The sequence below is a fragment of the Corallococcus exiguus genome, assembly GCF_009909105.1.
Lineage (GTDB): Bacteria > Myxococcota > Myxococcia > Myxococcales > Myxococcaceae > Corallococcus > Corallococcus exiguus.
On the sequence record NZ_JAAAPK010000001.1, the window covers coordinates 259,422 to 274,517 of the forward strand.

A 15,096-nucleotide genomic window follows, 5' to 3' on the forward strand; every position below is an offset into this window, starting at 1 on the left:
TGGGGAGTGCTCAGGTCCAGCGGAACAGGCGCACGGCCAGGGCGAAGCACGCGGAGCCCCACGTGCCCAGGATGGCCAGGTCCGGCAGCAGCGCGGACAGCGGCGCGCCTTCGTTGATGACGGCGCGCATGCAGGCGTTCATCGCGCTCAGGGGCAGCGCCCGGATGAGCGGCTGGACCGCGTCCGGGAAGTGGCTGGAGGCGAAGAAGATGCCCGCCAGCCCCATCATGGGCACCATCACCATGTTGATGAGGCCCACGGCCGTCTCGCTGGTGCGGGCGCGCGAGGCGCACAGGAACGCCAGCCCGCTGAAGGCGAACGTCCCCGCCAGGGCCACCGCCGCCACCGCCGCGAGCGAGCCGTGGATGGGCATGCCGAACGTCACGCGCGCGAAGCCCAGCACGAGCGGCAGGTCCACGCACAGCACGAACACCACCCGCGCCAGCGCGAAGGACAGCAGGTACTCCGGGCGGCGCATGGGCGTGGCCGCGAAGCGCTTGAGCAGCCGGCGCTGCCGGGCCAGGACGATGACGAACGTGATGCCCCACATGCTGCCGGCCATCACGTTCATGCCGACGAGGCCGGGCACCAGCCAGTCCACGTAGCGCGTGCCGGGCGCGCTCACCGCGTCGTCCTTCACGGGGCGCGCGTCGGCGCGGCCCGCGTCGCGCTGGAGCACGTCGTCCACGAAGGTGCGCGTGGCGGGAGACTCCGGGCGGGTGGGGTCGAAGCGGTAGGCCAGCGCGCCCCCGGTCTGCTCCGGAGGCGTCACCTGCAGCGCGAACCGGCCGGTCCGCAGGCCCGCGTTCGCCTCGGAGGCCGGGACGCGCTCGGGCGTGAGGCCCGGGTGGGCGGCCAGGGCCGCGGCGACGCGCTCGGCGCCGGGACCGTCCACCACCGCCACGCGCGTGCGCGGCGTCACGCCGTGGTTGAACGCGCTGCCCAGCGCCACCGTGAGGAGGATGGGGAAGACGAACGTCCAGAAGAGGGTGCCCGGCTCGCGGATGAACTCCCGCAGCCGGGTGAGCGTCAGGCGCGCCAGCGGCGGCATGCGCCGTCCCCGCGCGGGCCGCGCGCCAGCGACCGCGTCCATGGTGGGCTCAGTCACGCAGGTTCCTCCCCGTCAGGGACACGAAGACGTCCTCCAGCGTGGCGTTGCGCGTGGTCAGCCCGGACAGCTCCGCGCCGCGCTCCGCGATGCGCGCCAGGATGGAGGGCAGCGCCAGGTGGGGCCGCGACACCGACAGCGCCAGGCGGCCCGTGAGCGTGGTGCGCGCGGCCGTCACTCCGGCCACGGACTCGAAGTCCGGCGGGCCCAGCGCGGGCTGCGTGGTGAGCTCCACCACGTGCTCTCCGCCCAGCGACGCGACCAGCTCCGCGGGCGTTCCCACCGCGATGACCTGGCCCTTGTCCACCACCGCCACGCGGTCGCAGAGCTGCTCCGCCTCGTCCATGTAGTGCGTGGTGAAGACCACGGTGCGCCCGCGCGCGCGGAAGGCGGAGATGAGCTGCCAGAGCGCCCGGCGCGACTGTGGATCCAGGCCCGTGGTGGGCTCGTCCATGAAGATGAGCTCCGGGTCGCCCGCCAGGCTGCACGCGATGGACAGCCGCTGCCGCTGGCCGCCGGACAGCCGCACCACCCAGCTGTCGGACTTGTCCGTGAGCTGGAGCAGCGCCAGCAGTTCCTCCGTGTCCGGCCCCTGCGAATAGAAGGACCGGAAGAGCTCCAGCGTCTCGCGCACCGTCAGCTTGTCGGAGAGGAGGTTCTCCTGGAGCACCACGCCAATGCGCTCGCGCAGCGCGTTCCCGGCCTTCTCCCAGGTGCGCCCCAGTACCTCCACCTCGCCGCGGGTGGCCGTCTGGAGTCCCTCGAGGATCTCCAGCGTCGTCGTCTTGCCCGCGCCGTTGGGGCCCAGGAGTCCGAAGCACTCGCCGGTGCGGACCTCCAGGTCGAGGCCCCGAACGGCAGCCACATCACCGAACTCTTTGTGCAGTCCCCGCACACGGATGGAAATCCCCACATGTCTGGAAATAGACAAATTCCAGGATGCGAACAAGGAGGTGCCGGGTAGGCGCGGGGCTCAAGCTGGCTTGATCACCACGAGTCCGAACATCAGCGGGATGGTGGGCAACTCCTCCGGTGGCCACATGCGGCGGCCCTCTGTTTCGCGCATGCGGGGGAAGAGACGCGCGCCGTTCGCGTACGGGTACTCGCGGAGGGCCTCCAGGCGCAGGCCCGCGGACAACAGGGCGGTGATGATCTCCCCCAGCCCCCACTGGAACGTGTGGTCCGGATGCGGATTGCGGAAGTCCTTCACGCCCTCTTTGAAGCCCCAGGGCACGAGCGCGTCCTGCGCCTGCGCGACGTAGTCCGTCACGCCAGCGGTCTCCACGTGCACGCCTCCACCATAGGGGTAGTGGAGCCTCCACTGTTCGTCGAGCGTGAGCGCCAGCGGATGGAAGTCGACGACGACGAAGCGGCCTCCCGGCGCGAGCACGCCCGCGAGTCCCCGGGCCCAGGCGCCCAGGTCGGACAGCCAGCACATCGCGCCATAGGAGGAGAAGGCGACGTCGTAGCGCGTGCCCTCCGCGGAGGCGGCGGCGAGCCAGTCGTAGACGTCCTGCCGCACGAAGGTGCCCGGGAGGCCGGACGCCTCGGAGAGCGAGCGCGCGAACGCGATGGCCTCGTCGCTGATGTCCACGCCCGTCACGCGCGCGCCCTTCGCGGCGAAGCTCAGCGTGTCCTGCCCGCTGTTGCACAGGAGGTGCACCAGCGACTGGCCCCGCACGTCTCCCACCAGCTCCTGTTCCTCGGGGAAGAGGGTGCAGTGGCCTTCGCGCAGGGCGCGGGCCTGGTCGCCCTTGTGGCTGTTGTGTGCCGGGGTGGCCTCGTTCCACGAGCGCCGGTTGGCTTCATGCAGGTCTTTGGAGGGAGCCATGGGGCCATGATTCCAGGGGTGCAGGGGGGAAGGGTAGAAGAGAGGGGTGACTTCCTCCTGGTTGCCCCTGCACCGGGCCCGCGCTGGCACCCGCGTGCGCCTGTTCTGCTTCCCGTTCGCGGGCGGTGGCGCGTCCGTGTTCCGGCCCTGGGCCGGCGTGCTGCCGGAGGGCATGGAGCTGGCCGCGGTGCAGCCGCCGGGCCGTGAGGAGCGCCTGACGGAGGCGCCCTTCACGTCGCTGCCCGCGCTGCTGGACGAAATGGACGCGGCGCTGTCGCCCTGGCTGGAGGACCGGCCGTTCGCCTTCTTCGGGCACAGCCTGGGGGCGCTGGTGGCCTTCGAGTGGACGCGGCGCCTGCGCCAGCGGGGCGGGCCCGCGCCGCTGCACCTCTTCGTCTCCGGCGCGCCCGCACCCGGCCTGCCGCGCACGGGCCCCTTGCTGCACGCGCTGCCGGAGCCGGAGTTCCTCCAGGTGGTGCGCCAGCTGGGCGCGGGGGCCTTCGACGGGCTCCCGGACGCGGGGCTCCTGGAGGCGTGGGGCCCCCTGCTGCGCGCGGACCTCCAACTGGCGGAGAGCGCGGCCCCCGGGCCCGGTGAGCCGGTGGACGTTCCCCTCTCCGCCTTCGGAGGGCTGGATGACGCGGCCGTCTCCCGGGAGGAGCTGGCCGCGTGGCGCGAGCGGACGCGCGGCGCGTTCTCCCAGCACATGCTGCCCGGGGGGCACCTCTTCATCCGCGCTGGCTACCCCGCCGTCATCCAGGTGCTCTGGCGGAAGCTGCGCGGGGCCGTGCCGGGACTCTGAGGCGTCAGTACTCGCCCGTCACGCTCACCAGCGTCTCGTCGGTCACCGCGAAGCCGAAGGGCACCGGCATGGTGTCCTCCGGACGTTGGGCCGCGGGCGCGCCGGGGGCCAGGTCCAGGTCGAAGCGCACGGCGGTCGCGCGGAGTTGGACCTTCGTGCCCTCGGGCACGGTGAGCTCCAGCGGCAGGCCTCCCGGGGGCACGTCCCAGTACTCCAGCAGCCCGCCGCCCGGCACGTCGCGCAGCCGGGCCACGGCGCTCGCGTGCACCGGCTGGCCGGCGATGGTCAGCGCCCGCAGCGGCGTGCCCGCCTCGAACCGGACCTGGAGCAGGGGCGCCCGCTCCACGGACTCCACGTGGAGCACCAGCCGCCGCAGTCCGTCCCGCGTCTCGTCCCGCGACACGCGCACGCTGGGGGCCGGCAGGGGCCGGTGGGGCGCGGGCGCCACGCGCACGTCGCGCCAGAAGCGGGGCAGGTAGCTGTCCAGGCGGCGCGCCGGAGCATCCGCGCTCACGAAGCGCGAGGCCCACGCGTCCACCTCGAAGTCGCTGGAGAGCCAGTACGCCTCGCCCCGGTTTGCATCCACGGCGTAGGCGACGCTGCTGGGGCGCGGGTCGCTCGCGTCGAAGCGCTCCCGCACCACGCCCACGCCCAGGAGTACGCACGCCAGCGCGAGCATGGGCAGCGCCACCGTCCGGCCGGGGCGCGCCATCGGTGCGAAGACCTGCGGCCACAGCAGCGCGAGCCAGGGCGCCACCGCCAGCGTCGCCACTGGTGCCAGGGCGAGCGTCAGCGCGACGTAGAGGTTAAGCACCTGCGGCACCCACAGCATCAGGGCCGGAATGGCGCTCAAGGCCAGCAGCAGCCGGCCCCGCGCGGAGGGCTGCTCCGGCGACCCGCGAAGCTGTCCTCCGAGCGCCAACGCGCCCACGAGGGCAGGCACCGCGAACAGGTAGCTGAGGCCCGGCGCCACGAATGCGCTGGCCACGCCCAGCACGGCCCACACCGCGAGCGCCCCCGCCACCAGCTCCTCCGCGCGTGCCCTGCGCAGGAAGAGTGCCTGGACGCCGACCACCGCCGACAGCGTGAGCGCCAGCAGTCCCGCGATGAAGAGGTCGCCGTGGTAGGCGTCGCCCTGCGGCAGCACGCCCAGCCCCCCGTCGACGCGCAGCACCCCCCACCACGCGGCCTGGACCGCCGCCGCGCCCGCCACCGCCGCCGCGAACAACGCGCCCACGCCCCACGTCAGTCCGGACGCGCGCAGCCGGCCACGGCGCAGTCCCATGACGAGCGCGGCCGCCACTGCGAGCAGCGCCAGCAGCGCGATGGGCGGGGCCCAGGTGGCAGGGTGGTGCACGAGGAAGGGCCCGGCGTTGAAGTAGACGGCGTCCTCCGGTGGCGCCGGCTCCAGCGCGTCGTCGCCCAGGTGCCGCGCGAGCGCGAGCATCACCTCGCCGTGGTGCTGGAGGCTGTCCAGGCCGAAGTGGGCGAGGTCGTCCGTGCGCGCGTGGTAGCGCATGAACCCGTCGAGGAAGCCGAAGTTGAGGCCCGTCTTCCCCCTCTGGAGGAAGACGGTGAAGTCCGTGTCGTTCTGCAGCCGCCGGTACACCTCGTCGAACAGCGAGCTGGCCTGGGCGGGTGCCCCCGAGCGCGCCAGGTGCTGGATGAGCCAGCGGTTGCCGGGGCCCGGCTGGAACATCAGCGAGGGCCCCTGCGAGCCCCGGGCCTCGAAGTTGAGGACCACGGAGACCTGGTCCGCCAGCGGGTGATGGAACGCGAACGCCCGCGCCCCCACGAGCCCCGTCTCCTCCGCGTCCGTGAAGAGAAAGAGGACGTCGTTGCGCAGCGGCGGGCCCGTGCGCAGCGCCCGCAGCGTCTCCAGCATCGCCGCCACGCCGGCCCCGTCATCCGAGGCCCCGGGCGACGTGGGCACGGAGTCGTAGTGCGCGACGATGGCGATGACGCCACGGCTGTCCTGGCCCTTCACGTGGGCAAGCACGTTGTGGACGGTGGCGCCCGGGATGGAGTTCTCCTCCATGTCCGGGTGGATGGCGGCCGTGGCCTGCACCTCCGGCGTGACGCCCAGTCCGCGCACGGTGTCCACCAGGTACTCGCGCACCTCGCGGTGGGCTTGCGAGCCCACGGGGTGTGGCCGGGCCGCGATGCGCGCCAGGTGCTCCCGCGCACGCCCCGCGGAGAACACCTCCGGGGGCGCTGTCGCGGGCAGCGCGGTGGGCGCGGAGGCGAAGTGCAGGGCGAGGGCGGCGGTGATCGCGGTGATGACCGCGGCCGCGAGGCTGGCGATGCGGGGGCTCACGCGCGGGCCTTCACGCCGCCGCTTCCGGGGCCACCACGTCGAAGCGGATCCGCCCCAGCGCCTGCGTCACCGCGCGCTCCACGTGGGCGCGGTCCTCGCCGCTCGCGATGACGTGGCCCAGCCGGTCGCCAGAGCTCTCCGGTGGACGCACGGTGACGCCCGGCGCCTTGTCCACGGACACCTCGCGCACGCCGTCCTCCTGGCGTGCGTCCTCCACGCCGTGCACCGCCGCGAGCCGCCCCGCGCCGGACGCGGTGAGGAAGCGGATGGAGGCCGTGGCCTTCTGGCGGGGCGTCAGGTCCACGGGCCGCCCCAGCAGCTGCTCCAGCAGCACCGTCAGCAGGTCGATGCCGGTCGCGTGGCGCACCAGCTCCGGAATCATCCCGCCCGCCAGCCGCGGGTTGATTTCGATGACCACCGGGCCCTGGGCGCAGAGGCGGATCTCCGTGTGCGCGGGGCCCAGGTCGAAGCCCACCGCGTCCAGCGCGGCCACCACGGCGCGCTCGAGCGCCTGGCGCTCACTGTCGTCGAGGGGCGCCGGGAAGTCGTGGCCCAGCTCCACGAAGTGGGGCGGGGCGGACAGGTGCTTGCGCGTGACGCCGATGACGCGCGTGTCGCCCCGGGCGAGCGTCACGGTCTCCACGCTGAACTCGGGCCCGGTGAGGAAGCCCTCCACCAGCACCTCGCCGGCCAGCGCCTGGCCGCGCTCGTTCACCCGGCGCGACGCGAGCGCCCGGTAGTGCGCGAGCAGCGCCTCGGGCGAATCCACGCGCCGTACGCCGGTGCTGCCGCTCTCCGCGGTGGGCTTCACCACGCAGGGGTAGGTGGCCTCGCGGCTCACCTGGAGCGCCTGGGCCTCGGAGGTGACGAGCCAGAACTCCGGGGTGGGCAGGCCCGCGGCGCGCAGCACCTTCCGGGCCTCGTGCTTCTCATGGCAGATGCGGGCCGCGTCCGGGTGCAGGTAGCGGAAGCCGTACCGGGCGGCCAGCCAGGCCACAAGGGGCACGTAGAACGTGGAGAAGGTCAGGAGCGCGTCCACGCGCGTGCGCGCCGTCAGGGCCCGCACGCAGGCGTCCATCGCCTCCTGGTCGTTCGTGTCCGCCTCCAGCACCTGGAGCCCCGGGCTGCCCGCGAGCTTCGCGAGGAAGGGATACTTGCCGGGCTGACGGGTGATGAATGTGACCTGCTGTCCCTGGTCCACCAGCCGCTCCACGGCGAGCTTGCCGGTGCCCGTGGTGTTGCTCTCGATGAAGGCGAAGTGGGCGCGCATCACAGCCCCAGCTCCCGGGTGAGGTCGCCGCTGAGGGTGATGTCGGGCGCGTGGTACGGGACGCCGCCGTCGTGGGGCAGCGGCGCGTGGCTCCAGCGCTCGGCCACGTCCACGCCGTAGCGGATGGCGTGCGGGGCCGCCGCGGCGGCGCACTCCGGGCCGGCGATGTGGTGCTTCGCCAGATAGTCGTCCGAGTAGATGGTCTCCCCGTAGCGGTCGCCCTTGTCCGGGAAGATGCCCACGACGTGGGCGTCCGGGCCGAACTGCTCCGCCAGCCACGAGCCCACGATGTAGACCGCGCCGGACGAGCCGCCCGCGAAGATGCCCTCGCGCCGGGCCAACTCGCGGCAGCCCTGGAACACCTCGCCGTCGGACAGCCAGTGGGCCTCGTCGATGACGCGGTAGTTGATGTTGCCCGCGATGATGCTGTTGCCGTGGCCGCTCTGGAGACGGGGGCGGTTGGGCTGGTGGAACTGCACGGAGCCCACCGCGTCCACGGCCACCACGCGCACGTGCGGCAGGCGCTGCTTGAGCGCGGCGGCCGTTCCACTGAGGGACCCGCCGCTGCCCACGCTGGCCACCAGCGCGGCGATGTTGCCGCCCAGCGCCTCGGTCAACTCCTGGGCCATGGCGCTGTTGTACGCGCCCGGGTTGCTGGGGCTGTCGTACTGGCGCGGCCAGTAGGCGCCGGGCACGTCGCGCAGCACGTCGCGCAGGCGCTCCAGCCGCGACTGCTGCCAGCCGCCGGTGGGGTGATAGGCGTCCACCACCAGGACCTCCGCGCCCAGCGCCCGCAGCTTGGCGGCGGTGCTCACGTCGATGCGCGGGTCGGTGATGATGATGACCCGGTAGCCCTTGAGGGTGCCCACGCGGGCCAGGCCCTCCGCCATGGTGCCGGAGGAGCTTTCGACGATGGTGCCGCCGGGCTGAAGGTCGCCCCGGGCCTCCGCGTCGGTCACCATCTTGAGCGCGACCCGGTCCTTCATCTGCCCGGGCATGGACAGCTCCAGCTTGCCCCACAGCTGCGCGCGCGGCCGGTTCACGGCGCGGCCCCGCAGCGAGACGAGGGGGGTGTTCTTCATCAACTCCAGGACGGACGAGACCTTGAGCATGGCGGAGGGCGGGCGGGGTTAGGGGGTCGGGAATCCGGAGGCGGTGAGAAGCGCGGTGACGGCCTGCTCCAGCTGTCCGCGCGCGTCTTCCTGTTCGACGCGCCATGCCTGGAGGGAGGCGGCGAGGCCCGGGTCTTCCAGCGCGGCGAGCTGGGCCAGGACGGAGGCGGGCGCGGGGCCTCCGCCATGGGCGGACGCCTCCACGCAGGTGGCGGGCTCCAGCGCGCGCGCCAGCTCCGCCTCGTCGAGCGTGAAGGCGCGCGAGGTGACTTCCAGGAGCAACGCCTCCAGCCCGTGCCGGGCCTCCGCGGCGGTGAGGGGCGCGTCGCCCGTCTTGCGCGCCACGAGCCGGGCCACCACGTCGTGGGCCGTGCGGAACGCGAGCCCGTGCCGCGCGACCAGGTGGTCCGCGACGGCGGTCATCGTCGTGTCCGCGTGGACCAGGAAGGCGCGCATCGCGTCCGGGCGGACGCGCACGTGCTGGAGCAGCAGGTCCATCAGTTGGACCGCCTTGCTGATGCCCCGGAGCGCGGGCCACAGGTGCGCGGAGACTTCACCGCTGACCTCCACGCTGTTGGTGAAGGGCGTGTTCTTCAGGCCCATCAAGGCGTTCATCAGCGCGCCGGTGGGGTGCACCGCCTGTCCGCGGATGTGCTCCAGGACGAAGGCGTTGCGCTTCTGCGGCATGATGGAGCTGGTGCTCACCAGGTCATCCGGCCAGTCGAGGAAGCCGTAGGCCATGCTGGCCCAGGCCTGCAGGTCGTTGGCCAGCCGCGTGAGCGTGGTGCCCATGAGCGCCAGGGGCCCGAGCACCTGGATGACGAAGTCCCGCGAACCGACGGCGTCCGCGGAGTTGAGCACCGGCGCGGAGAAGCCCAGCAGCCGCGCGACCTCGTGCGGGTCGATGGGGAACGACGTGCCACCTCCAGCCGCGGCGCCCATGGGGCTGCGGTTGACGGTGCCGTAGCTGGCGGCGAGCCACGCGGTGCCGCGGACGAACTCCGACAGCACCGCCGTCAGGTAGTGGCCGAACGTGGAGGGCTGCGCGGGCTGCTGATGGGTGAAGGAGCTCATCACCGTGCGCGCGTGCGCGTGCGCCTGCGTGCTCAGCGTGCGCGACAGGGACTCGCAGCCGGCGAGCACGCCCAGCAGCTCCGTGCGCAGCCGCATCCGCGTCACGGTGGCGTTGATGTCGTTGCGGCTGCGGGCCACGTGCGCGGATCCGCCGACCTCGCCTCCCAGCCGGTGGATGTATTCGTTCTCGTACGTGAGGTAGAGGCCGCGGTGCGACGCGGGCGTTTCGAACACGGTCTCACCCGCGTCCGAGCGCAGCCGCAGGTCGCGGTTGACGGACAACAGGCGCGCCACGGTCTCCGCGGGGAGGATGCTCCGGTGCGCGAGCATCACCAGGTGGGCCGCGTCGATGCGCAACAGGTGCGGCAGCACCGTGCGCTGGTCGTCCGCGAAGCCCGGTTCGTAGAACAGCCGGAAGAGGACGGGGTGGGGCGGCAGCGAAACGCGGCCCAGGGTCTGCGCGCTCATCGTGCGTCCACCGGGGAAGCCGCTGCGTCCTCCGCGGCGATGTCGCCCACCACCGCGCCGGTGAGCCGCTGGATGTCCCGCGGCGAGATGCGCAGCATGTGCTGATCATCCCCGCCGCCGCCGAAGACGACGTCGTACTGGAGCACGCGCGAGTCGATGACCACGGGCAGCGGCGTCGCGTGCCCCACCGGAGGGACGCCGCCGACGGCGTAGCCCGTCAGCCGCAAAACCGTCTGCGCACTGGCCAGCTTGAGCTGCGTGAGCTGGAGCGCGGCGGCCACCTTCGCGGTGGCGATGCGGATGTCGCCGGGCGCGATGGCCAGACACGCGCGAGACGCATCCTTCTTCCCCTCGAAGACGATGGTCTTGACGATCTGCGCGGGCATCACGCCCAGCGCCGCCGCCGCCAGCGGCACCGTGGGCATGTCCGCGCCGGGGTTGATCAGCGTCGCAGCGACCTGGGAATCACGCAGGTACTGCTCCAAAAACTCGCGTCGGGAAGGTGCATCCGTCGTGTTCATGACGAACGCGAGTTTAAAGGATTCCTCTCTTACGTGAAGGGTGCCCGCGGAGCGGAACCCGTGACGGTGGATCCGCTCCGCGCGCGTGTTTCACGTCGTGCGCGCGAGCGTTACGCGCTGACGCCAATGCCAATCGGGCAGCTCACGCCGGTGCCGCCAACGCCGCAATAACCCCCTGGGTTTTTCTGCAGGTACTGCTGGTGGTAATCCTCGGCGTAATAGAAGGCCGGCGAGGGCAGGACCTCCGTGGTGATGTCGCCCAGGCCCTTCGCGTTGAGCGCGGCCTGATACGCCTGCCGCGTCTCCTCCGCGGCGCGCTTCTGCGCGTCGTTCGCGAAGTAGATGCCGGAGCGGTACTGCGTGCCCGCGTCGTTGCCCTGGCGCATGCCCTGTGTCGGGTCGTGGTTCTCCCAGAACACCTTCAAGAGCTGCGCGTACGTGACCTTCGCCGGGTCGAACACCACGCGCACCACTTCGTTGTGGCCGGTGAGCCCGGAGCAGACCTCTTCGTACGTGGGGTTCGGCGTCAGCCCGCCCGCGTAGCCCACCGAGGTGGAGTACACGCCGGGCACCTGCCAGAACTTGCGCTCGACGCCCCAGAAGCAGCCCATGCCGAAGACGGCCGTTTCAAAGCCCTCCGGCACCGGCCCCTTCAGCGGGGTGCCCAGCACGGTGTGCTTCTGCGGAACCGGCATCTCCTGCGGACGGCCCGGCAGCGCCTCCTGCGGAGTGGGGAGCCTCAACTTCTTCGGGGACGTGAAGAACATGCTCTAGCTTTAGCCCCGAGCCTCCCCATTTTCACGCCCGGCGCACGCCCGCCCTCCCGCCCCCCGTCCCACCAGGAATGCCCCGTCCTCCCGACGGTTCCCCAGGCCTCCCATGCGCACCCGTCTCCTCGCCGCTCTCTGCCTCCTGGCCCCCACCGCCGCCCTCGCCGCCAAGGACCCGCGCTGCGCCGGCAAGCCCGCCGCCCGCGCCGCCCGCTTCTCCGACGCCGCCCTGAAGGGCGCCTCCGCCGCGGAGCGTTACGCCGCCTACGTCCAGGCCTGTGCACTGGATGACGTGGTGGCCCTCACCCAGACGCTCGTCCGCTTCAAGACGGTGAGCAGCGAAGCCCCCGCCGCGAAGAACCCGGAGGTGGCCGCCATGGGCCGCGCCCTGGAGACCTGGGCGAAGCAGCACGGCTTCGGCTTCCGCACCGTGGGCGACAACGACGTCTTCGAGCTGTCCTGGGGTGAAGGCGAGCCGCTGCTGGGGCTCGTGTTCCATGGCGACGTCGTCCCCGCGCCCGCCCATGAATGGAAGCGCGCGCCCTTCAAGCCGGTGGTGGAGAAGGGCCGCCTGTACGGCCGCGGCGTGGAGGACGACAAGGGTCCCATCGCCTCCGGGCTCGTCGCGCTGGCCATGGCGAAGGACCTGGGCCTCAAGCCCCAGGGCAAGGTGCTGATCATCATCGGCAACGGCGAGGAGAGCGACTGGTCCGGCATGAAGAACTACGCGGACACGCAGCCCAAGCCCACGCACGTCATCTCCGTGGACTCCGGCTACCCGGTGATGGCCGCGCAGTCCGGCTTCGTCGCGTGGACGCTGGAGGCGCCCGTGGGCACGGCCCTCGCCACGCCGAAGGAGGGCACCGTCGCGCGCGCCGTGGACGTGAGCGCGGGCGAGTTCCTCACCCAGGTGCCCGGCACCGCCACGCTGAAGCTCACGCCCGTGAAGGGCCAGACGCCGGAGACCGTGCTCGCCGCCGTGAAGGCGGCCATCGCCCAGGAGTCCCCCTCCCGCAAGGACCTGAAGGCCGACGCGAAGCGCGAGGGCAACACCGTGGTGCTCACCGCCCACGGCGTGGCGGTGCACTCGTCCACCGCGGACGAGGGCCACAACGCGCTCTGGGACCTGTCCGCCGTGGCCTCGCGTCTGTCACTGGAGGACAACGGCATCGCGGCGCTGCTGCGCGTGGTGTCGAAGCGCTTCGACGGCGACCACCACGGCGAGAAGCTGGGCCTGAAGTACCAGGACGCGCTGATGGGCCCGCTGCTCGTGGCGCCCACCGTGCTGCGCGTGAAGGACGGCACCGTGTCCCTGGGCGTCAACATGCGCCGGCCTCAGGGCCAGGACGCGGCGGCCTTCAACGCGTCGCTGGACGCCGCCGCGAAGCGCGTGGGCGAGGACTCCGGTGGCCAGGTGAAGGAGGGCGCCGGCCGCTACCTGGGCGACCCGCACGTGGCGGACACGTCCGGTCCGCTGGTGAAGACGCTGATGGATATCTACCAGCGGCAGCGCAAGGCGCCGGACGCGGTGCCCGGCTCCATCCGCGGCGGCACCTACGCGCGGCTGTTCCCTCGCGCCGTGGACTTCGGGCCCGCGTTCCCCAACGAGCCCTACACCGGCCACGCCCCGGATGAATCCATCGCGCTGGAGACGCTGGACCTGAGCACGCGCATGCTCGCGGAGGCCGTGCACACGCTCGCCATCGCGCCCCCGTCCGAGGTGAAGGCCGCGCCGTGACGGCGGCTCACGGCGTCAGGTAGCCCAGGGGTGGGGGGACCCGGGGCCAGCGCACGGTGAAGGTCGTTCCATCTCCGGCGGCGGTCTCCACGCGGACGCTGCCCCGGTGCACCTGGACGATCTCACTCACGATGTAGAGCCCCAGCCCCAGGCTGCGGTGCTTGCTGCCCGCGTTCGGGACGCTCGACTGCTTGAACGGGTCGAACAGGTGCGGCAGCAGCTCCGGCGGGATGGGGTTGCCCTCGTTGCGCACCTGCATCACCACCTCCGCGGACTCGCCCGTGAGCGTGGTGACGACGGGCGAGTCGTTCCTCGCGTGTTGCAGCGCGTTCACCACCAGGTTGCCCAGCACCTGCGTCACCCGGTCCGGGTCCCAGTCCCCCCACAGGTCGTCCCCGTGCACCTCCAGCACGAGGGGCCGCTCCGGGTAGACCACCTGGAGCTCCTCCAGCATGCCCTGGCACAGCTCCTCCATGTTCACGTGCTGGCGCGTCACCGGGATGCCCCCGCCCAGGCGGCTGCGCGCGAAGTCGAGGATGTCGTTGATCATCCGAGCCATCCGCGCCGTGGCCTTGCGGATGCGGTCCACGGAGCGGCGCGCCGGCGTGTCCAGCGCCGGGATCTTCCCCAGCATGAACGCCGACGCGTTCACCGCGTGCAGGGGGTTGCGCAGGTCGTGGCCCAGGACGGCGATGAGCTCCTCGCGGAAGTCGATGGCCTGCTGGAGCGCGGTCTCCGCGCGCTTGTAGTCGCTGACGTCCACCACGGTGTTGCCCACCCCCAGCAGCACGCCGTCCGGGGTGCGCACCGGGAAGTAGTCCACGCGCCAGGACCCCGCGCGGCCCCGCACCGGATCCGGCCCCTGGATGAGCACGTCCTGCACGGGCTGCCCGGTCTCCAGCACCTGCCGCATCGGCCGCTCGACGGACTCCACGACGTCTTCACGGACCATCTCGCGCACCGTGCGACCCCGGTGCGCCTCCACGGGGTGGCCGTTGAGGTGCGCCATCGTGTCGTTGATGCGCAGGTAGTGCAGGTCCGGATCCAAGAACGCGATGCCCACGGGCGCCGCGTCCAGCAGCGAGTCCAGCAGGGCCAGCGACCGCTCGGCTTCCTTGCGTGCCGCGTGCTCGCGCGCGTGCAGCTCCGCCTGGGCGATGTGCGCGGACGCCCGCTCCGCGACGGCGTGGAAGAGCAGCACGTCCGAGTCGGAGAAGGCGAAGGCCGTGCGCGAGCCCATGTACGCCATGCCCAGGAGCCGCTCGCCGTCCATGAGCGGCAGGCCGTACAGCGCGCGCAGCCCCGCGCGGCGCAGCGGCCCGACAAGGACGCGCGGGTCGGTGGCGGCCGAGCGGACGAAGAAGGGCCGCCGCTCCAGAGCCGCCAGCCCGCTCACGCCCTGGCCCACCGGCACGCGCAGGCCCTTCACCTCGTCCGTGCTCAATCCCATCGCGGCGCGGACCACCAACGCGTCGTCCTCCAGCAGCATCACCGCCGCCGTGTCCACGGTGAGCGCGGACTCCATCAGCCGGGTGAGCAGGCGCTCCAGGAGCGTCTCCATGTCCGGATCGTCCAGCGTCGCTTCGGACATGCGGTCCAGCGTCTGGAGGATGCGCTGCTTCATGTCCCAGAAGAACGTCATCGTCCGGGTGACCACCCGGTCGAGCGTCTCCTCCAGCCGCGTGAGGTCTCCGGGCCGCAGCCGCTGCTCCAGCGCCTCCAGCCGGTGGAGGATGCAGCGGCGCAGGAGCGCGTACTCCTGGGCCACCTCGCCCAGGTTGAAGCCCGCGTCCAGGCGGGCCGCGGCGTGCGCCGCCTCCAGGCGCTCGTCCAGCGCCTCCGGCCCCACCTCCATTGCTTCCGTCAGCGCGGTGAGCAGCTCCGGCATGTGGTCGATGAGCCAGGGCGGGCGGGTGGAGTCCTTCCGGTTCAGGCGCTCGAACACCGCCTGCTGCCAGTCGGTCAGCAGCGCGTCGTGATTCGCGCGCAGGAACTCCGCCGCGGGCAGGCGGGAGCCGCCGCGCGCATGCTCGTCCACGGAGTGTGAATCCGGCTCCTGCATCGCCCGTCTCCCCGGGCCCCTCG

Annotated in this window: 12 protein-coding genes; 2 read left to right on the forward strand and 10 right to left on the reverse strand. The window is 72.4% G+C overall.

The window, feature by feature from the left end; translation table 11 throughout:
* Positions 1-10 precede the first annotated feature (10 nt).
* From GTZ93_RS01055 to GTZ93_RS01065, 3 genes are all read right to left on the reverse strand, one after another.
* A complete protein-coding gene (locus GTZ93_RS01055; protein ID WP_257979241.1) occupies positions 11-1,108 on the reverse strand; it encodes an ABC transporter permease in 1,098 nt (365 codons plus the stop codon).
* Positions 1,101-1,973 carry an ABC transporter ATP-binding protein gene (locus GTZ93_RS01060; RefSeq protein WP_233597186.1) on the reverse strand — a complete coding sequence of 291 codons (873 nt, stop codon included), beginning with the start codon at positions 1,971-1,973 and terminating at the stop codon, positions 1,101-1,103. Before GTZ93_RS01060 ends, GTZ93_RS01055 begins: the two co-directional genes overlap by 8 nt.
* A gap of 108 nt (positions 1,974-2,081) precedes the next feature.
* On the reverse strand, positions 2,082-2,939 hold the full coding sequence (locus GTZ93_RS01065) for a class I SAM-dependent methyltransferase (RefSeq protein WP_139919200.1): 858 nt from the start codon (positions 2,937-2,939) through the stop codon (positions 2,082-2,084).
* A gap of 46 nt (positions 2,940-2,985) precedes the next feature.
* Between GTZ93_RS01065 and GTZ93_RS01070 the strand changes: the two genes are divergently transcribed.
* Complete coding sequence (locus tag GTZ93_RS01070) at positions 2,986-3,741, forward strand: thioesterase II family protein (RefSeq protein ID WP_139919199.1); 756 nt, start codon at positions 2,986-2,988, stop codon at positions 3,739-3,741.
* A 4-nt stretch (positions 3,742-3,745) separates the two neighbouring features.
* Here GTZ93_RS01070 and GTZ93_RS01075 read toward each other — a convergent pair whose 3' ends face one another.
* The 6 genes from GTZ93_RS01075 to msrA form a co-directional block, all read right to left on the reverse strand.
* The gene (locus tag GTZ93_RS01075; protein ID WP_139919198.1) at positions 3,746-6,058 is read right to left on the reverse strand and encodes a M20/M25/M40 family metallo-hydrolase; all 2,313 of its coding nucleotides are present in this window, start codon (positions 6,056-6,058) and stop codon (positions 3,746-3,748) included.
* Between the two features lie 10 nt (positions 6,059-6,068).
* Entirely contained in the window at positions 6,069-7,328 is a 1,260-nt protein-coding gene (locus GTZ93_RS01080; RefSeq protein WP_139919197.1) for an ATP-grasp domain-containing protein, read from the reverse strand.
* Entirely contained in the window at positions 7,328-8,410 is a 1,083-nt protein-coding gene (locus GTZ93_RS01085) for a cysteine synthase family protein (protein ID WP_249346822.1), read from the reverse strand. The genes GTZ93_RS01080 and GTZ93_RS01085 overlap by 1 nt, the downstream gene beginning before the upstream one ends.
* 48 nt (positions 8,411-8,458) lie before the next feature.
* Positions 8,459-9,982 (reverse strand): argininosuccinate lyase, encoded by a 1,524-nt coding sequence (gene argH, locus GTZ93_RS01090; RefSeq protein WP_167547783.1) that lies wholly within the window; start codon positions 9,980-9,982, stop codon positions 8,459-8,461.
* Positions 9,979-10,503 carry an aminoacyl-tRNA deacylase gene (locus GTZ93_RS01095; RefSeq protein WP_257979571.1) on the reverse strand — a complete coding sequence of 175 codons (525 nt, stop codon included), beginning with the start codon at positions 10,501-10,503 and terminating at the stop codon, positions 9,979-9,981. Before GTZ93_RS01095 ends, argH begins: the two co-directional genes overlap by 4 nt.
* A gap of 110 nt (positions 10,504-10,613) precedes the next feature.
* Positions 10,614-11,270 carry a peptide-methionine (S)-S-oxide reductase MsrA gene (msrA, locus tag GTZ93_RS01100; protein ID WP_121756173.1) on the reverse strand — a complete coding sequence of 219 codons (657 nt, stop codon included), beginning with the start codon at positions 11,268-11,270 and terminating at the stop codon, positions 10,614-10,616.
* Positions 11,271-11,382: 112 nt separating this feature from the next.
* Here msrA and GTZ93_RS01105 point away from each other — a divergent pair, with 112 nt between their 5' ends.
* Entirely contained in the window at positions 11,383-13,011 is a 1,629-nt protein-coding gene (locus GTZ93_RS01105; protein ID WP_161662607.1) for a Sapep family Mn(2+)-dependent dipeptidase, read from the forward strand.
* A 7-nt stretch (positions 13,012-13,018) separates the two neighbouring features.
* Here GTZ93_RS01105 and GTZ93_RS01110 read toward each other — a convergent pair whose 3' ends face one another.
* Entirely contained in the window at positions 13,019-15,049 is a 2,031-nt protein-coding gene (locus GTZ93_RS01110) for an ATP-binding protein (RefSeq protein WP_257979481.1), read from the reverse strand.
* Between the last annotated feature and the right edge of the window lie 47 nt (positions 15,050-15,096).